Origin of the sequence: Pseudomonas sp. MWU13-2517 (genome assembly GCF_023242545.1) — a bacterium.
Classification (GTDB): Bacteria; Pseudomonadota; Gammaproteobacteria; order Pseudomonadales; family Pseudomonadaceae; genus Aquipseudomonas.
In genome coordinates this window covers 100,489-118,463 of record NZ_JALMFA010000018.1, presented here as the reverse complement: position 1 = coordinate 118,463, position 17,975 = coordinate 100,489, and the positions used below count along the sequence as shown (strand labels likewise).

General features: G+C 62.0%; 19 protein-coding genes. 11 read left to right on the top strand and 8 right to left on the bottom strand.

Translation table 11 applies throughout. From position 1 onward, the window contains the following. Positions 1 to 87 precede the first annotated feature (87 nt). The gene (locus M5B97_RS23875) at positions 88 to 924 is read right to left on the bottom strand and encodes an IclR family transcriptional regulator (protein WP_248732862.1); all 837 of its coding nucleotides are present in this window, start codon (positions 922 to 924) and stop codon (positions 88 to 90) included. A gap of 236 nt (positions 925 to 1,160) precedes the next feature. Here M5B97_RS23875 and M5B97_RS23870 point away from each other — a divergent pair, with 236 nt between their 5' ends. The 7 genes from M5B97_RS23870 to M5B97_RS23840 are packed head-to-tail and all read left to right on the top strand — an operon-like array spanning position 1,161 to position 7,600. Next, on the top strand, positions 1,161 to 2,189 hold the full coding sequence (locus M5B97_RS23870) for an ABC transporter ATP-binding protein (protein WP_248732861.1): 1,029 nt from the start codon (positions 1,161 to 1,163) through the stop codon (positions 2,187 to 2,189). After that, positions 2,186 to 3,031 carry an ABC transporter permease gene (locus M5B97_RS23865; RefSeq protein WP_248732860.1) on the top strand — a complete coding sequence of 282 codons (846 nt, stop codon included), beginning with the start codon at positions 2,186 to 2,188 and terminating at the stop codon, positions 3,029 to 3,031. The genes M5B97_RS23870 and M5B97_RS23865 overlap by 4 nt, the downstream gene beginning before the upstream one ends. A 4-nt stretch (positions 3,032 to 3,035) precedes the next feature. Further along, on the top strand, positions 3,036 to 3,830 hold the full coding sequence (locus M5B97_RS23860; protein ID WP_248732859.1) for an ABC transporter permease: 795 nt from the start codon (positions 3,036 to 3,038) through the stop codon (positions 3,828 to 3,830). After that, complete coding sequence (locus M5B97_RS23855; protein ID WP_134659572.1) at positions 3,830 to 4,120, top strand: (2Fe-2S)-binding protein; 291 nt, start codon at positions 3,830 to 3,832, stop codon at positions 4,118 to 4,120. Before M5B97_RS23860 ends, M5B97_RS23855 begins: the two co-directional genes overlap by 1 nt. Continuing rightward, a complete protein-coding gene (locus tag M5B97_RS23850; protein WP_248732858.1) occupies positions 4,117 to 5,460 on the top strand; it encodes an FAD/NAD(P)-binding oxidoreductase in 1,344 nt (447 codons plus the stop codon). The genes M5B97_RS23855 and M5B97_RS23850 overlap by 4 nt, the downstream gene beginning before the upstream one ends. After that, complete coding sequence (locus M5B97_RS23845; protein WP_248732857.1) at positions 5,457 to 6,554, top strand: FAD-dependent oxidoreductase; 1,098 nt, start codon at positions 5,457 to 5,459, stop codon at positions 6,552 to 6,554. The genes M5B97_RS23850 and M5B97_RS23845 overlap by 4 nt, the downstream gene beginning before the upstream one ends. A 14-nt stretch (positions 6,555 to 6,568) precedes the next feature. Next, positions 6,569 to 7,600 (top strand): ABC transporter substrate-binding protein, encoded by a 1,032-nt coding sequence (locus M5B97_RS23840; protein ID WP_248732856.1) that lies wholly within the window; start codon positions 6,569 to 6,571, stop codon positions 7,598 to 7,600. On the opposite strand, the gene nadE is transcribed toward M5B97_RS23840, so the two are convergent. Genes nadE through M5B97_RS23825 form a run of 3 tightly spaced genes read right to left on the bottom strand, consistent with a single transcriptional unit; the run spans position 7,601 to position 10,294 of the window. Beyond that, positions 7,601 to 8,416 (bottom strand): ammonia-dependent NAD(+) synthetase, encoded by an 816-nt coding sequence (gene nadE, locus M5B97_RS23835; RefSeq protein WP_248732855.1) that lies wholly within the window; start codon positions 8,414 to 8,416, stop codon positions 7,601 to 7,603. A 1-nt stretch (position 8,417) separates the two neighbouring features. Next, complete coding sequence (gene pncB / locus M5B97_RS23830) at positions 8,418 to 9,635, bottom strand: nicotinate phosphoribosyltransferase (protein WP_248732854.1); 1,218 nt, start codon at positions 9,633 to 9,635, stop codon at positions 8,418 to 8,420. A gap of 11 nt (positions 9,636 to 9,646) precedes the next feature. Next, positions 9,647 to 10,294: a nicotinamidase gene (locus tag M5B97_RS23825; RefSeq protein ID WP_248732853.1), complete on the bottom strand. Its 648-nt coding sequence runs from the start codon at positions 10,292 to 10,294 to the stop codon at positions 9,647 to 9,649. Between the two features lie 146 nt (positions 10,295 to 10,440). Between M5B97_RS23825 and M5B97_RS23820 the strand changes: the two genes are divergently transcribed. Continuing rightward, positions 10,441 to 11,133: an NUDIX hydrolase gene (locus M5B97_RS23820; protein ID WP_248732852.1), complete on the top strand. Its 693-nt coding sequence runs from the start codon at positions 10,441 to 10,443 to the stop codon at positions 11,131 to 11,133. A 6-nt stretch (positions 11,134 to 11,139) separates the two neighbouring features. Here the strand turns inward: M5B97_RS23820 and M5B97_RS23815 are convergent, their stop codons facing one another. Further along, entirely contained in the window at positions 11,140 to 11,913 is a 774-nt protein-coding gene (locus M5B97_RS23815) for an L-iditol 2-dehydrogenase (protein WP_248732851.1), read from the bottom strand. A gap of 19 nt (positions 11,914 to 11,932) precedes the next feature. After that, positions 11,933 to 13,243: a sugar ABC transporter substrate-binding protein gene (locus M5B97_RS23810; RefSeq protein ID WP_248732850.1), complete on the bottom strand. Its 1,311-nt coding sequence runs from the start codon at positions 13,241 to 13,243 to the stop codon at positions 11,933 to 11,935. A gap of 210 nt (positions 13,244 to 13,453) precedes the next feature. On the opposite strand from M5B97_RS23810, the gene M5B97_RS23805 reads away from it, so the two are divergent. The 3 genes from M5B97_RS23805 (at position 13,454) to M5B97_RS23795 (ending at position 16,608) form a co-directional block, all read left to right on the top strand. Then, a complete protein-coding gene (locus M5B97_RS23805; protein WP_248732849.1) occupies positions 13,454 to 14,374 on the top strand; it encodes an AraC family transcriptional regulator in 921 nt (306 codons plus the stop codon). A 228-nt stretch (positions 14,375 to 14,602) separates the two neighbouring features. Then, on the top strand, positions 14,603 to 15,565 hold the full coding sequence (locus M5B97_RS23800) for a nucleoside-specific channel-forming protein Tsx (protein WP_248732848.1): 963 nt from the start codon (positions 14,603 to 14,605) through the stop codon (positions 15,563 to 15,565). A 14-nt stretch (positions 15,566 to 15,579) separates the two neighbouring features. Further along, positions 15,580 to 16,608, top strand: coding sequence for a purine nucleoside permease (locus tag M5B97_RS23795; RefSeq protein WP_248732847.1), 1,029 nt, complete (start codon positions 15,580 to 15,582; stop codon positions 16,606 to 16,608). A 193-nt stretch (positions 16,609 to 16,801) separates the two neighbouring features. Here M5B97_RS23795 and M5B97_RS23790 read toward each other — a convergent pair whose 3' ends face one another. Together M5B97_RS23790 and M5B97_RS23785 are read right to left on the bottom strand one after the other, a co-directional pair. Next, the gene (locus M5B97_RS23790; RefSeq protein ID WP_248732846.1) at positions 16,802 to 17,761 is read right to left on the bottom strand and encodes a zinc-binding alcohol dehydrogenase family protein; all 960 of its coding nucleotides are present in this window, start codon (positions 17,759 to 17,761) and stop codon (positions 16,802 to 16,804) included. A gap of 30 nt (positions 17,762 to 17,791) precedes the next feature. Next, positions 17,792 to 17,965 carry a DUF1427 family protein gene (locus M5B97_RS23785; protein ID WP_123718048.1) on the bottom strand — a complete coding sequence of 58 codons (174 nt, stop codon included), beginning with the start codon at positions 17,963 to 17,965 and terminating at the stop codon, positions 17,792 to 17,794. Between the last annotated feature and the right edge of the window lie 10 nt (positions 17,966 to 17,975).

Sequence of the window (17,975 nt, the reverse complement as noted above, 5' to 3'; positions counted from 1 at the left end):
TTTATTTGTTTTACCCGGGTCATATTAGTCAAATCTTTTGCGTACGCAAGGCGTTATCGGGAAATATCTGAATGCCTGTGCCGGTCGCTAGCCACCGAAAGCCTGTGAGGGCCTGCGCAATGTCGGATCAAACGGGTTGATCCGCGGCCCGATCGCCGCCGCTTCGCGTTTCAACAATTCCACCACCATCGGCAATCGGCTCGGCCCCAGCCGGTCACTGATGGTTGCCACGCTCAACGCGGCCACCGCGTGCCCATCGCGGTTGAGGATGGGCACGGCCAAACCGGCCATCCCTTCCAGCACCCCGGTATTGCGTGCCGCATAACCGAGGTTGCGCACGTTCTCCACCTCCGAACGCAACAACACTTCGTCGTACAGATGAAAGTCCTTGAGTCGCGGCAAGTTGTAGCGGATCACCGTTTCGCGCTCCTCCTCCGGCAGGAACGCCAGGATCGCCAGGCTGCCCTGCCCCACGCCTAACGCCACACGCCCGCCGATATCGCCGGTGAAGGTGCGGATCGGGTAGGGACCTTCGCTGCGGTCAAGGCAGATCGCATCAAAACCGCTGCGTGCCAGCAAAAACAATGAATCGCCCAAGGATGCGCTCAGGCGCAGCAGGCTCGGCCGCACCAAGTCACGCAGGTTGCCGGTCTTGCCCGCATTCGCCGCCAGGGCGAAGAACTCCAGGCTCAAACGGTAGCGTTTGCTGCGCGCGTCCTGCTCGACCATGCCCTCGTCCATCAGGCTGCGCAGCAATCGGTGGGTGGTGGGTTGGGACAGGCCCACCTGCTGCGCCAGTTGGGTCACGCGTTCGCCGCCCTCCGGCACCGTACCCAGGGCGCGCAGTAGCGCGAACAGGCGGGACACACCGCCTGCGCCAACTTCCTTGCTATCCGTATTCCGCTCAGTGGAACTATCGACCATATGTAAACCTTCAAAATTCCGATCAACGAATAAAATTGAAAATAATAGTCCACTCAGTGAAATTCTGTCTTCCACCCTTCCTCGTCTTCGTCCTAATCTGCGTCCACAGGGGCGAAATGAACAACAACCGGCAGCCGACTTGAGATCGAGCGCCAACGCACCCGCGACACTTCTTTCGCATCTGCCCAAAACAAAAAAAGCGCGTCTGGACGCGACTCAAAAAGGTGGAACGCACTATGGCACTTCTCCAACTCAACGCCTTGAGCAAACGTTATGGCGCTGTCGACGCAGTGGTCGCGACCGACCTTGCGGTGGAAAAAGGCGAATTCGTTTCCCTGCTCGGCCCCTCGGGTTGCGGCAAGACCACTACCTTGCAAATGATCGCCGGCTTCGTGGACGTAAGCGGCGGGCAGATCCTGCTCGACGGTCGCGACATTACCCACGCCAAGCCCGCCAGCCGCGGCCTGGGTGTGGTGTTCCAGAGTTATGCGCTGTTCCCGCACATGAGCGTGCGCGACAACGTCGCCTTCGGCCTGAAGATGCGCAAAGTGCCGGCCAGCGAAATCGCCAGCAAAGTCAACGGCGTGCTGGAGTTGGTGCGCCTGGCTCAGCATGCCGAGCGCTATCCGCGCGAGTTGTCCGGCGGCCAGCGTCAACGTGTGGCCCTGGCGCGGGCGTTGGTGATCGAGCCGCCGGTGTTGCTGTTGGACGAGCCGCTGTCCAACCTCGACGCCAACCTGCGCGAAGAAATGCAATTTGAGATTCGCCGCATCCAGTGCGCCGTGGGCATCACCACCTTGATGGTCACCCACGATCAGGCCGAGGCGCTGTCGATCAGCGACCGCGTGGTCGTCATGCAGGCCGGGCGCGTGACCCAGATCGATGCGCCTTACACACTCTATGAACACCCACGCACCCGGTTCATCTCGGACTTCGTCGGCAAGGCCAACCTGTTGGCTGGCGACTACGACCCGCTCGGCAACCCGCAAGTGCGCCAGGAAGGCGGCAGCGGCGAACTGACCCTGAGCCTGCGCCCGGAGAAAATCCAGCTGGTAAACGCCGGCCTCGGTCGCCTGCAAGGCGCAGTGCTCGACCGCTACTTTTTCGGCAGCCAATGGCTGTACCGCGTCCATACCCTCCTTGGCGAAATCACCGTGGTCTGCAGCAACGACGGCAGCGCGCCCCTGGACCGTGGCGCGGCAGTGGGCCTGCAATGGCAAGCCGAGTTGTTGCGCGTATTGGCGGCGGATGAGGTACACCCATGAGCCGGGGCTACCTACTGTCGTTGCCGGCCCTGCTTCTGTTTATCGGGCTGTTGGTGCTGCCGTTGGGCTTGACGTTGGTGCTGTCGTTCAACGTGTTCGACTATCAGGCAGGCGTAAAGGCCGATGAGTGGACCTTTACCCATTACCTGTCGCTGCTGCGCGATGCGTATTTCTACGAAATCTTCTGGCGCACCTTCTGGATCAGCGCCCTGGTGACGTTGCTATGCGTGGTCATTGGCGTGCCCGAGGCGTACATCCTCAGCCGCATGGGCACACCGTGGCGCTCGGTGTTCCTGATCCTGATCCTCACCCCGTTGTTGATCTCGGTGGTGGTGCGGGCCTTCGGCTGGAGTTTGCTGCTGGGCGCCGACGGCCTGGTCAATCAAGTGATCCAGGCCCTGGGCGGACGCCCGATGAAGCTGCTGTACACGCCGTTTGCCGTGATCATCGCGCTGGTGCACGTGATGTTGCCGTTCATGATCATTCCGGTGTGGACCTCCCTGCAAAAACTCGACCCGTCGGCGGAACAGGCCGCTTTATCGCTGGGAGCAAGCCAGGCCACGGTGATGCGCAAGATCGTCTTGCCGCAGGTGATGCCCGGCGTGTTGTCCGGCACCTTGATCGTATTCGGCCTGGCCGCCAGTTCGTTCGCCATTCCCGGCCTGCTGGGCGGACGCCGCCTGAAAATGGTCGCCACCGTGGTGTACGACCAGTACCTCTCGGAACTCAACTGGCCCATGGGCGCGACCATCGCGGTGGTGCTGCTGTTGGTCAACCTGCTGATCATGCTGAGCTGGAACCGCATGGTCGAAAGCCGCTACAAAAAGTCCCTGGGGGTTTAAGCGCATGTCCAGAAACGGTCCTTTGGCCCTGGGCTTTCACAGCCTGGTGGTGCTGTTCATGATGGCGCCGCTGGTGGTGGTGTGCCTGGTGGCCTTCACCCCGGAAAACACCTTGAGCCTGCCCACGTCGGGGTTTTCCCTGCGTTGGTTTCGTGCGGTGTTCGAGCGCGCGGACTTCATCCAGGCGTTCTATAACAGCCTGGTCCTGGCATTTACCGCGGCCACCCTGGCCACGCTGGTGGCGGTGCCCGCTGCCTTGGCGATCAGCCGCTATCAGTTCCCGGGGCGCAACCTCTTCAGTGCGCTGTTCCTGTCGCCAATCATCATTCCGCACCTGGTACTGGGGGTGGCGATGTTGCGCCTGTTTGCGCTGATGGGCGTCAACGGCAGCTTCACCTGGCTGATGCTGGCGCACGTGGTGATCATCACACCGTATGTGCTGCGCCTGGTATTGGCGGCGGCCATCGGCATTGATCGCAGTGCCGAGCAGGCGGCCGAGTCCCTCGGTGCCGGACGCTTTACGCTGTTTCGCCAGATCACCCTGCCAATGATCCTGCCCGGCGTGGCCGGCGGCTGGCTGCTGGCGTTCATCAACAGTTTCGATGAAGTGACGCTGTCGATCTTCGTCAGCTCACCGGCCACGCAAACGCTGCCGGTGCGCATGTACGTGTATGCCACCGAATCCATCGACCCGATGATGGCGGCGGTGTCGGCGCTGGTGATTGCGTTGACCGCGGCCACCATGATTGTGCTGGACCGGGTCTACGGCCTGGACCGCGTGCTGGTGGGGAAACACTGATGCCGCTGTTCAAACGATTGGCCGAAACCAAGCGCCCTGCCCTGGCCTTTACCCTTGACGGGCAACCGGCCACGGGCTTGCTTGGCGACACCCTGCTCACCGCCATACTGACCTGCGCCGACCACCTGCGTGGCAGCGACTTCAGCGCCGAGCGCCGCGCCGGGTTCTGCCTGATGGGCGCGTGCCAGGATTGCTGGGTGCGGCTGGAGGACGGGCGTCGCGTGCGGGCTTGCTCGACCCTGCTGGAAGAAGGCCAGGCCATCAGCCGCGACCCGGGGCGTCGGCCATGAAGCCGGTGGTGATTGTGGGCGCAGGCCCGGCGGGGATCAGCGCGGCGCGCACCCTGCTTGACCATGGCATCAAACCTTGCCTGATCGATGAAAGCCTGCGTGGCGGCGGGCAGATTTATCGCCGGCAACCGGCGAATTTTCAGCGCACGGCCAAGCAGCTCTACGGTTTTGAAGCGGGCAAGGCGCAGGCGGTTCACCGCACGATGGATGAGTTGGCGCCGCTGCTCGACTACCGGCCCGAAACCCTGGTGTGGAATGCCGAGGACGGTCGCCTGGACCTGCTCAACCACGGCCGCGCCGAAAGCCTTGGGTATTCGCGGATCATCGTCGCCACCGGCGCCACCGACCGCATCCTGCCGGTGCCGGGCTGGACGCTGCCTGGGGTCTATAGCCTCGGCGCAGCGCAGGTTGCCCTGAAGTATCAAGGCTGTGCCATCGGTGAGCGCGTGGCGTTTTGCGGCAGTGGGCCGTTGCTGTATCTGGTGGCGTATCAATACGCCAAAGCCGGGGCCAACGTGGTGGCGGTGCTCGACAGCGCGCCTTTCAGCGCCCAATGCCGGGCGTTGCCGGCGCTGCTCGGGCAACCGCTGACATTGGCCAAAGGCTTGTACTACCGCGCCTGGCTCACGGCCCATGGGGTTGCCGTGCATCAGGGTGTGACGCTCAAGCAGATTGACGGTGAACAACGGGTCAGCGCCATCCGTTGGGCCGACCGGACCCTGGCCTGTGATGCCGTGGCCTTCGCCCATGCGTTGCGCAGCGAAACACAACTGGCCGACCTGCTCGGCTGCGAGTTTGCCTGGAATGCCTTGAACCGTGCCTGGTTGCCGCAACGGGACAGCGCCGGGCGCAGCAGTGCCAATGGGGTGTACCTGGCCGGCGACGGCGCCGGAATCATGGGCGCGGAGGCTGCACACCTGGCCGGCGAGCGGGCCGCGCTGGCGGTGCTGGAAGATTCGGGTATCGCCATCGATCATCGTCACCCCGCATGGCTGGAGCAGCAGTTGGCGGGCATCCAGCGCTTTCGTCAGGGCCTGGAAACCGCCTTCCCCTTCCCGCAACAGTGGGCGGCGCAAGCGCCAGATGCATTGATCCTGTGCCGTTGCGAGGAAGTCAGCGTCGGCGACGTGCGTGCGGTGGTCGACGAAGGCCACTGGGAGATCAACCGGGTCAAGGCCCATTGCCGCGTCGGCATGGGCCGCTGCCAGGGCCGCATGTGCGGGTTGGCCGCGGCGGAAATCATTGCCGAACGCAGCGGCCGAGGCATCGAGGATGTCGGGCGGCTGCGCGGCCAGGCACCGATCAAACCCCTGCCGTTCGGCGTGCAGGTGCAACCATGATCGACGTCATCGTGCTGGGGGGAGGCATTGTCGGCGCCTCGGCGGCGCTGATGCTCGCGCAGCGAGGCCAGCGTGTGGCGTTGGTGGAACGGGATTTTTGCGGCTCCCATTCCAGCGGCGTCAACTATGGCGGCGTCCGGCGCCAGGGGCGGCCTTTGCACCAGTTGCCGCTGTCGCAACGTGCCCATCAGCTATGGGCCGACTTGCCGGGGTTGATCGGCATCGATGGCGAGTACGTGCGCTCCGGGCACCTGAAACTGGCCCGCAGTCAGGCGGATTTTGCCGCGTTGCAGGCTTATGCAGAACACACCCGGGGATTCGGCCTGGGCTTGCAACTGCTCGATTACGCTGAGCTGCGCGCCAGGTTCCCGTGGGTGGGCGACATCGCGGTCGGTGCGTCGCTGTGCCCTGAGGACGGCCACGCCAATCCGCGCCTGGTGTCGCCGGCGTTCGCCCGTGCCGCGCAACGCCTGGGCGCAACGGTCTACGAGCAGGCCGAAGTGATTCAAGTCGAGCATGACGGGCAGTGTTTTCAGGTGCGCTGTGCCAACGGCCTGCACGTGCAAGCGCCCTGGCTGCTGAACTGCGCCGGCGCGTGGGCCGGCACCGTCGCCACGCACTTTGGTGAGCCGGTGCCGATCATTTCAGCGCACCCGGCGATGCTGGTGACCGAACCGCTGCCGGTGGTGATGAATGTGAGTACCGGTGTTGAAGGTGGCGGGATTTATGCGCGCCAGGTTGCCCGCGGCAATTGCATCCTTGGCGGCGGACGCGGCTTTGCCCTTGGCCCGCTGACGGCACGCCCCGGGCAGGCGGCGGTGCTGGACATTTTGCGCAACGCCGCTGAGCTGTACCCGTTTCTCGAGGGGGCGCAGGCCATTCGCACCTGGAGCGGCACCGAAGGTTACCTCCCCGATCATGAACCGGTGATCGGTCCCAGCAGCACCCAACCTGGCCTGCTCCACGGTTTCGGCTTTGCCGGCGCCGGGTTCCAGCTCGGCCCCGCGGTCGGTGAGGCCCTGGCGGACATCGTCTGTACAGGCGCCAGCCGTCAACCCATCGCAGCGTTTTCCATCCGTCGTTTCCAAGCCTGAGAGGAAAAACATCCATGAACCCACGTACCGCGCTGTCCTGCTTGTCCCTCGCCTTGCTCGCTTCCACCGCCCAGGCAGCCCCCACGCTGTACCTGGGGATGAACGGCGGCACCATGGAGCGGGTATACGCCGACAAGGTGCTGCCCGCATTCGAAAAGGCCAATAACGTCAAGGTGGTGATCGTACCCGGCACCTCATCGGACATCCTCGCCAAGGTCCAGGCCAACAAAGACAACCCGCAGATGCATGTGATGTTCCTCGATGACGGCATCATGTACCGCGCCATCTCCATGGGCCTGTGCGACAAACTCACGCCAAACCCGACCCTGGAGCAGATTCCCGCCAAGGCGAAAATCAAGGATCAGGCCGTGGCCGTCACGCTCGGCGTAACGGGCCTTGGCTACAACGCCAAGATGTTCAAGGAAAAAGGCTGGGCGGCCCCCACCTCGTGGATGGACCTGGCCGACCCACGGTTCAAGGACAAGGTCGTGTTCCAGTCGTTGGCCTCCTCCACCTTCGGCCTGCACGGCTTTTTGATGTTCAACCGCATCCAGGGTGGCGACGAGACCAATGTGGAACCGGGCTTCAAGGCCTGGCCAACAACCATCGGCCCCAACGTGCTGGAATACATCGCCAGTTCGGCAAAAATATCCGAGATGGTGCAGACCGACGAGGCCGCGATCTTCCCGCTCACACCGACCCAGGTCACCACCCAGAAACTGCTGGGCATCCCGATGGAATATGCCCAGCCCAAGGAAGGTGCGGTGGTGTTGAACGTGGCCGAATGCGTGATTGCGCGTAATGACCAGCCGGAACTGGCGCAGAAACTCGCGGCGTTTTTGCTGACCGCCGAAGCCCAGGCGCCGGCATTGGAAGAAGGCGACCAGATTCCGTCGAACCCGACCACCCCGACCACCGACAAGACCCGTGGCCGGGTGGAGGCCATGCAAGGCTACTTGCAGACGGCGATTTCGATTGATTGGGACCAGGTCAACCGGGCGCGGCCGGAGTGGAATGCGCGGTGGAGCCGGTCGATCGAGCGTTGATCAAAGAGGGGTTATCGGCAGCGCACGCTTGTGCGCTGTCTTGCTGTAGGCCCCCTCGACGATTGTCCGCACCCGCTCAGTCACCGGCTCGCCCATCAAATAGGTATCAATCTCTGCGTAAGAACATCCATAGGCGTGCTCATCCAGCTTGCCCGGCGCCAGCTCTTCGAGGTCGGCGGTGGGGTGTTTGTGCACCAGCCCATCCGGTGCGCCGAGGGCCGTCGCCAACAGCCGCACCTGGGTCTTGGTCAGGCCCGACAGCGGTGCAAGATCGCAGGCGCCGTCACCAAACTTGGTGAAAAAGCCCATCAACGCTTCGGCGCCATGGTCGGTGCCCACCACCAAACCGTTATGCAGGTTGGCCACGGCATATTGGGCGACCATCCGTGCACGGGCCTTGACGTTGCCCTTGATGAAGTCGACATGGCTGGCGCTGGCCTGCGCAGCGCCCAGGCTGGCCATCAAGCCATCGACACTGGCGGCAATGTTGAGCGTTTCGATCTGGTCCGGGGTGATGAAGTCCAGGGAAGCCTGGGCGTCGCCTTCGTCAGCCTGAGTCTTGTAGGGCAAGCGCATGGCGATAAAACGCGCCTCATACCCTTGCGCGCGCAGTTGCTCGACGGCCAGTTGGCACAAGCGGCCGGCAGTGAGCGAGTCGACGCCGCCGCTGATGCCCAGTACCAAAGCCTTGCAGCCGGACTGGCGCAGCGTGGTCTTGATAAAGTCGACGCGCCGCTGGATCTCCCGGGGCTCACCGCCCTGGGCCAGCGAACGGTCGATATTGAGTTCCCGGGCGATACGTTCCTGGGTTTGCATGTCACACCTCCACGCTGCCGACATTGAATACCTGAGCCGCATACTGCAAAAACGAGGCGTCTTCGCAGACGTTCTTGATCGGGTCATCGGAAAACTTCACCACCGGTTCGCCGTGCACCCGCACCAGTTTCATCACGATGCTCAGTGGCTGCACACCGTCCACATCGCAGGCCAGGCTGGTGCCCATGCCGAAGCCGAACCTGGCCTTGCCGCGCACGTGGCGCAGGATCGGCAGGCACTTCTCGAAGTTCAAACCGTCGGAGAACATCAGGTCCTTGGTCATCGGGTCGATGCCCAACTGCTTGTAGCGAGCCAGCACTTTGTCGGCCCAGGCGATGGGGTCGCCGGAGTCCTGGCGCAGGCCGTCATAGAGCTTGGCGAAATACAGGTCAAAATCCTTGAGGAAGAAGTCTGTGCTGATCGTATCGGTCAGGGCGATACCCAGGCGGCCACGGTACTCACCCACCCAGTGTTCCAGCGCAGCGTTCTGGCTCTCGCGCAGGCGCCCCAGTTGCTGGTGCACCATCAGCCATTGGTGCGCCATGGTGCCGATCAGTGGCAGGTCGAATTCGTAGGCCAGGTGCGCGTTGCTGGTGCCGACGAACTGGCCGGGAAAGTCGCGGCGCATGATGTCCACCACTTTACGCTGGGCCTTGAATGACAGGCGCCGGCGGGTGGAGAAGTCGGAGACACGCAGGTCGGCCAGCTCTTCGCGGCTGAGGTTTTTTTCCAGCCAGTCAAACTTCTGGTAGAGCTTGCGGGTGACGTCTTCCAAGGTAACGTCGGGGTATTTGTCACGGTTGCGCAGTTCACTGACCAGGGCCAATACCGGTTGCTCGAACATGATGCAGTGCAGCATCGGGCCGACGACGCGGATGTTCAGTTGGCCGTCGACTTCACTGACGTGGATATAGCGCAGGTTGAAGCGGAACAGGCCGAGGAAGCGTTCGTAGTCCGGCGTGAGGTATTCGCGAAAACGCGGGTTGAACAGAAAGCGCAGTTCGCCTTCGCGGGCCTGCAAGCCAGCCATATGCTCAAGCTCGGCACGCAACTGCGGAATCAAATGACCGAGCTTTTCCTTGGAGCGCACGATGAAGTTATATTCCACATCGACGTTGGGGTACTGATGCAACACGGCCTGCATCATGGTGAAGGTGTAGTAGTCGGTGTCGAGCAAACCCTGGATCACCGGGGTTTCGTAGTTATAGGCACTTTCCATGGTGACTCTCCTTAGCGCGTGGCCTGGACTGCCAGTTCTTCGCGGGTGCTGCTGATGACAGCACCGGCCTTGAGCAACTCATTGACGGCCTGCACGCCGCCCTCCTCGCTGATACCCCGGCATGCCGGCAGGTGCAGGACCACTTCAAAACCGGCCTTGAGCAGTTGCAGCGCGGTGGTCTTGACGCAGTAGTCCAGGGCCAGGCCGCCGACGATCACCCGCACAACACCTTGGGCTCTCAGATACTCGATCACCCCCGTGGACAGTTTGTCGTGCAGGTCGTGATAGCAGGCACCGTAAGGGTGCAGATCGGGCTCGACGCCTTTCCAGACGAAGTAGTCGTAGTCATAGGGGCTGGGCAACTCGTCGAGCAGGTTAAAACCTTCGGTCCCAGGCACGCAGTGGCTGACCCACGTGAGGTCGGCGTGGGCCAGGCCGGTGGGTTGCAACATCTCGCTGTGCTGGCTGACCACCCACGGCGCGTGCGGAGTGTGAGCATCCTTGCTGCCCACGCGATGGCCGACGAGGCTGGCCATGTAGTTGAGCTCGGCGCCGATCCGGTCGCCCCCCGCCACAGGCAACTCGTTGGGGCACAGTGGCGTAAAACTCTTCTGGGCGTCGACATCAAATGAAGCAAGGGCGGTTTTCGCGAGGGTCATGGTGGTTCTCCTGTGGCCTGGAAACAAAAGTACACGTCATGTACTTTCATTGCAAGAAACATTTATTTACCTATGCTGAAGCCAGCACATGACATATCTGTTCGATTCGTTAGACTGTGCATCACCGCTGTTGCGAAGGATTTCACATGCCACTTAGCCCCTACCTCCACACCATCGACCTCTGCGCGCTGTTCTACTGCCGTGCCAGCGGGGAATTGAAACTGCTGCTCAACAAGCGCGAAGCCGACCCCTACGCCGGGCATTGGGCGCTGCCCGGTGTGGTGGTCAACGGCGACGTGCAAGACCTGAGCCTCAAGGATGCGGTGGAGCGTTTGCGGGTAAGCGACAAGGTCGGCCTGGACCTGGCCTGGTGCGAGCAAGTCGGCACGGTGGGCGATGCGTTTCGCGACCCGCGTTGCTGGTCGTCGTCCACCTTCTACCTTGCCATCGTCGCGGATGAAGTGACGTTGGCCGACCACCAGGGCTGGTTTTCGCTGAATGCGCTGGCAAACGGCAGCATCAAGCTGCCGTTCGACCACAACCTGATCGTGGCGGCGGTACAGGAGCGGCTGTTTTCCAAATCGCTGTACAGCAGCTTGCCGTTGCTGTTCCTCGGTGATGAGTTCAGCGCGCCGGAAGCGACCACGATCTTTTCACTGGTGCTGGCGCGGCCGGTATTGAAGACCAGTATTCGTCAGCGTCTGCTCAAGCTGACCGAGGCGGGATATCTACGTGAGACGGGGCGCAAGAAAAATGGCGAAGGCGGCAGGCCCCAGGCGACAGTGCAGAACCTGAAGCCTGGCGCGGTGTATTTTTTTGATCGCAGCTTTGCCGAATAAGCGCCGTCAGCTCATCCAGTTGCCGCCGTCGACATTGTAGGTTTGCGCAACCACATAGTCGGCGTCGTGCGATGCCAGGAAGATCGCCATGCCGGTCAAGTCCTGCGCTGTGCCCATGCGTCCGAACGGCACCTCGGCCCCTACCCGCCGCTTCTTCTCGCCGGGTGCCAGCCCCTCGTGCCTGGCGAACAGCGCATCCACCCCGTCCCAGTGCTCACCGTCCACCACCCCCGGCGCAATGGCGTTGACATTGATGCCTTGCTTGATCAGGTTCAGCCCCGCCGACTGCGTGAGGCTGATCACCGCCGCTTTGGTCGCGCAATAGACCGCCACCAACGGCTCGCCCCGCCGCCCCGCCTGGCTGGCCATGTTGATGATCTTGCCGCCATGGCCCTGGCTGATCATCTGTCGCGCAGCGGCCTGCAGGGTGAACAGTGTGCCGGCGACATTGATCGAGAACAACCGTTCATAGCTGTCGCGGGTAATGTCGATAATGGGCGCCAGGTCAAAAAGCGCGGCGTTGTTGATCAGGATGTCGAGCTTGCCGGCATGGGCCACCACGGCGGCAATCGCGGCATCGATGGAGGCCTGGTCGGTGACGTCCATCGCCACCGCGTAAGCCTGTGGGCCCAGTTCGAGCGCCGTGGCCTGAGCGCGTTGCAGGTTGATGTCGGCGATCGCGACGGTAGCGCCTTCGGCAATATAAGCCTGGGCAAAGGCGCGGCCGATGCCGCGTGCCGATCCGGTGATCAGCGCACTTTTACCTTCCAGTCGTTTCATGAGCGTGGTTCCTTGGAAATCATTTGGGGTAGCCGGCGCGTTTCATCTCGCGCTCGGTGGTGGCCTGGGCTTCACGCAACGCCTGATCAACCGACATGCCGCCGGTGAGCGCCGCCGCGAACAGTTTGCCGACCGAGGTGCCGATGGCCTGGAACTCAGGAATAGTCACGTACTGGATACCCACATACGGCACCGGTTTGGCCGAGGGGTGCGCCGGGTCGGCGTGCCTCATCATCTCCAGGGTGACTTGGGCAAACGGCGCGGCCTTCAGGTAGGCCTCGTTGTAGGTGGACTGGCGGGTGCCCGGCGGCACATTGGTGATGCCTTCCTTATCGGCGACCAGTTGGATGTAGTCCTTGGACGTGGCCCACGTGATAAACGCCTTGGCGGCGTCCTTGTGCTTGGACGTAGCCGGGATCGCCAGGGACCAGGCGTACAGCCAGGATGAACCTTTGTCGGTGACTTCGGTGGGTGCCGCCGCAAAGCCTACGCTGTTGGCCACTTTGCTCTGGCTCTCGTCGGTGGTGAAGGAGCCGGCGACGCTGGCGTCGACCCAGATCGCGCACTTGCCGCTGTTGAACAGCGCCAGGGTTTCATTGAAACCATTGCTGGAAACACCAGGAGGTCCGTAGTTCTTCAGGGTGTTGACGTAATAGTTGGCGGCCGCCGTCCATTCGGGGCCGGTCAATTCGGGCCTCCATTGCTCATCGAACCAGCGCGCGCCAAAGGCGTTGGCCATGGTGCTCAGCAGCGCGATGTTCTCGCCCCAACCGGCCTTTCCACGCAGGCACATGCCATATTGGTCGCGATCTTTTGCCGTGAGCCTGGCGGCAAATTCACCGAGTTGGGTCCAGGTTGGGTGCGCAGGCATCGTCAGCCCGGCCTGCTTGAACAGATCGGTGCGGTAGTAGGTGACGGTGCTTTCGCCGTAGAACGGCAAGGCATACAAGGTGTTGTTGACCGACAGGCCCTGGCGTACGGCAGGGAAGATATCGTCGGCGTCGTAATCCGCCGGCAGTTGGGTCAGCGGTTCCAGCCAGTGTTTGGCGCCCCAGAGAGGCGTTTCGTAAGTGCCGATGGTCAGCACATCGAACTGCCCGCCCTGGGTGGCGATATCCGTGGTGAGGCGCTGGCGCAGCACGTTTTCCTCCAGCACCACCCAGTTGAGCTTGATGTCCGGGTGCTGCTGCTCGAAGACCTTGGACAGACGCTGCATGCGGATCATGTCGCTGTTATTGACCGTGGCGATGGTCACGGTGTCGGCGGCGTGGCTGGGCATGGCCAGCACCAGGCCGGCCAGCATGAACAATGCGTGCGAGAGCTTGGACATAGCGGTTTCCACCTGTTGTTTTTGTTGTTGAGGACCGATTACAGCAGCTTGGCCAAGCCCTCACAAACGCATGGCGAATGCCCGACCGATACTTTTTTAACCCTGGCCCCCGGATCAAAAAAGTATCGGTACCGGGCCAAGGCCGGGGTAGCGCAGGGGTTGCCGAAGCGCGTATTTTGAGGCGATTCCACCTATAAAAGAGGCATTACCATGCCCGTGAGCCGTGCCGAACTGTTCGAGCATCGCCCCGCCGAGCTCGAAGTGATCCTGCCCGAGCCGGACCACTGTTTTCGCTGGTTCGAACATGACTACCCTTACGACCTGGCGCGCTGGAACCACCACCCCGAGTTCGAAATCCACCTCATCCGCCAAGGCAGCGGCAAACTGGTAGCGGGTGATTACATCGGTGCGTTCAGTGCCGGGCATGTTGCACTGATCGGCCCTGACCTGCCTCACGACTGGATCGGCGACCTCGCACCCGGCGAATACCTGAAGGGGCGCGACGTGGTGCTGCAATTCGACGGCGCCGCCCTCCTCGCCCTGCGCAAAACACTGCCGGAGCTTGGCGATGTGTCCTCCTTGTTCGAACAGGCGCGGCGTGGCCTGGCATTCAGCGGTGCCACGGCCGTGCAGGCGGCACAGTTGATGGAAGCCATCGGCGATGCCCATGGCCTGCAACGGCTGATCCTGTTCCTGCAACTGCTCGACACCCTGAAAAACGCGCCACAGCAGCAAGTACAGGCCCTGGCCAGCCCCTGCTACGCGCCGACGCTGGACGCGCGCAGTGCCGAACGCATCAACAAGGCCTTCGATTACCTGATGCGCGAACTTACCGGCGACGTGCGCCTGTCGGTGATCGCCCGGCAACTGGAGATGAGCGAACCGGGCTTCTCGCGGTTCTTCAAGCGCAACACCGGCCACGGTTTTATCGAGCTGATGCGCAAGTTCCGCGTGCAGCGTGCCTGCCGGTTGCTGCTGCAAAGCGAGATGTCGGTGGCGGATATCTGCTTCGAAGTGGGCTACGCCAACCTGTCCAACTTCAATCGGCACTTTCGGATCGAGATGAACCTGACGCCGACTGAATACCGGCGCGAAACCGCGATGCAACTGTTCAACCGCACCGGCTTGTAGTACCGGGTACCGCCTCCCACGACAGTCACCGTCGCCTTGTTGGCCCATGAAAATGACACCCTGCCATTTTTGATCAACAGGCCAGTTAATTCCGCTTTTTTTCATATTGCTCAAACCTTTGAGCAAAGTTGGTACGCCGCATGCAAACGTTTGCGAAACGAACTGGGCAGCCACGTTCACCATGACCCGAGGAATCGGGTTTAAACCGCGTACGAATAGGGATTTTCAATGCAACCCACCTCAAGGCGTCATGCTTGCTTTGGTGTTTCCTTGCTACTGGCCGCCGTTACGGGAGTACTCAGCGCACCCATTTTGGCGCAGCAACAACCGGTCGATGACTCAGCACAGGGCGAAACCCTCAGCCCTGAAACCAAGGGCCCCGAGGCCGCCTCGACAAAAAAAGATGTGTACCTGTCGCAATGGTTCAATCAGGACCTGACGCTGATCGGCAGCAAAGACATCAGCTTCGGCCCCAAGCCGCAGGATGACGTCTATCTGGAGTACGAGTACTTCGGCCGCAAGGGCCCGTTCGAGTTGTACGGCTATATCGACGTGCCCAAGATTCTCGGTATCGGTAACAGTAATGACAAAGGCGCGTGGGACCATGGCTCACCGGTATTCATGGAGCACGAACCCCGCATCTCCATCGACTACCTGGCAGGTCGCAGCCTGGCCATCGGACCGTTCAAGGAATGGTACGTAGCGTTCGACTGGATCTACGACCACGGCAGCAACAAGTCCAACCGCGCCAACACCTTGTACAGCGGCCTGGGCACCGACATCGACACCCATTCGCGGGTCAACCTGTCGGCCAACTTCTATGGGCGCTACCAGTGGGAAAACTATGGCGCCAGCAATGAATACTCGTGGGACGGCTACCGTGCGCAAATGAAGTACATCGTACCCATCAGCAGTTTCGATAACGGTGCGTCGCTGACCTATATCGGCTTTACCAACTACGATTTCGGCTCGGACCTGCACAAGGACAACCCGGCGCGCACCGCCAACTCGTTGGTGGCGACCAACGTCCTGCTGTACTCGTTTACCCACTTGCGCTTCACCCTGGTCGGTCGTTACTTCCACAACGGCGGCAACTGGGAGGATGGCAGCGAGCTGAACTTCGGCGAGGGCAACTTCCGCGCCCGCTCCGATGGCTGGGGCTACTACGCCGGTGTTGGCTACCAATTCTGATCAAGGAGCTTTAGATGAACGTGTTTACCCGTCTCTCGATGGCCATCGGCCTGGCGTTTTTGCCCCACATGGTGCTGGCGGATGCGCCTGCGCCGATCAAGCCGAAAGTGATGCTGATCACCATGTTCGCCCCCGAGGCGCAAACCTGGATAGATCGCCTGGAACTCAAGCAGGAGGTCCGCGTGCCGGGCCTTTCCGCCGAATACCCGGTGATACGCTGCAACACCCAGGAGGTGTGCCTGCTGGTCACCGGCATGGGCCAGACCAACGCCGCCGCCTCCACCCTCGCCCTGGCCTTGTCGCCCAAGTTCGACCTGCGCCAGAGCTACTTCCTGATCGCCGGGATTGCCGGTATCAGCCCCAAGCACGGCACCCTCGGCACCGCCGCCTGGGCCCATTACCTGGTGGAGTTCGGCACCCAGTGGGAGTTGGACTCCCGGGATGCGCCCAAGGATTGGCCGACGGGTTACATCGGCATCAATACCAAAGGGCCGAACGAGAAACCGCCGCTGGACTACAAGACCGAAGTGTTCGAGCTCAACCCCAAGCTGCAGGCCAAGGCATTTGCCTTGTCACAGAAAGTCGAGCTGACCGAAAGCAAGGAGTCCAGCGCCTGGCGTAAACACTACCCTGCCGCCCCGGCCAACCAGCCGCCGCAAGTCACGCGCTGCGATACCCTGGCAGGTAACACGTGGTTCTCCGGCACACGCCTGAGCGAACGCGCCGAAGTCTGGACACGGCTGCTCACCGACAATAAAGGCGAATACTGCACCACCCAGCAGGAAGACAACTCCACCTATGAAGCCCTGCTGCGCGCCAGCCGCGAAGGCGTGGTGGACATCCAGCGGCTGGCCGTGGTGCGGGCAGGCTCCGATTTCGACCGGCCGTATCCTGGCTACAGCGAAGTGGACAACCTGTTGAAATATGCGGACCAAGGAGGGTTCGTGCCGGCACTGGAGAACCTGTACCGCACGGGTAACCCGCTGGTACAGGCGATCCTGAAGAACTGGTCGGCCTGGGAAAAAGGCGTCCCAGAAGCCTGATAAAGACCAAATGTGGGGGCAAGCCCTAACGCCAGTCAGTCAAGCGTAAGCCGCCCTCTGTAGGAGCGGGCTTGCCCGCGAAAAACGTCAACGATCACGCGTGTTGCCTGAATCAACGCGGCGCCTTTGAGTTTTTCGCGAGCAAGCTCGCTCCTACAGATAGCTTTAACTGACTGGCATTAGGGTAACGGCATCACGGCAGGAAAATGATCTTGTCCGCACTGCCGCCGTTCACTGCTTCATAGCACTGAACGCCATCGGCCAACGCCACTTCGCGCAAACCCGTGGGCAGCGGCAGCAAGCCTTCATCAAAGAAACGCCCGAACTGCTCCAGCATCACGGCGCAATGCTCGCAGTTGTAGAGCAACGAATTGATGCCCACCACCGAGCCACCCTTGCGGTACAACGCCAGGGCCGGCAGCTGCACATGACCGTCGACCGGCGCGGCGATGATTGCGATGCGTCCGAACGGGGCCAAAGCGGCGACCGCAGCCGGCAGCCAAAAGCCGGTGGTATCGAAGATCACATCAGCGCCGCCCTTGAACACCGCATTGACCTGCCCGCCCAACGCTTCCGGTTGCTCCAGGGCAATCGCTGCAAAACCTTGCGCCTGCAATGCCTCGACCTGATCGACCTTGCGCACCGCCGCCAGCACCTGGGCACCACGAATTTTCGCCAGCGCCAACGCCGCACTGCCGACCGCACCATTGGCCCCGATCACCAGCAAACGGGTGCCTTTGTCGACACCGCTACGCTCCAGGGCATCCCAAGCGGTGGTGTATGGCACACCCAGACTGGCGGCCTGGGCAAAACTCAAGTGCGTGGGCTTGTGGGCCACGCCTTTGGCCGACACGGTGAGGTACTGCGCATGAGAGCCGTCGGCAAAAAAACCGAGGTCCCGCCCAGTGCCCCACACCGCTTGGCCGACCAGCGCTTGCGGGCCCTCCACCACCACACCGGCAAAGTCACGCCCGGGAATACGCGGCAACGTGGTGTAGGGAAAACGCCCGAGCACGTTTTTAACGTCACTGGGGTTCAGGCCGGCCGCTTTGACCTGGACCAACACCTCACCCGCAGCCGGCACCGGCTTGGCAACCTCGACGAAACCCAGGGCGGCAAGGTCGCCCACGGCGGAAAATTGCAGTGCTTTCATGACCAATATCCATCAAAGGGAAAGAACAAATCAGGACAACCAGCCGCTCATCCACTCACGCCCTATGGGCCAGAGCTTCTCACCGAGCAACATGCCCATCAGGCCCACCAGGGCAATGGCGGGCGGCGCGGGCGAGCGAAAGTCCAAGGCGCCGTAGATCAGGCCGACTAGCAGGCCGATGGCGAGGGAGGCAAGGTAGTTCATGGAGGTCACG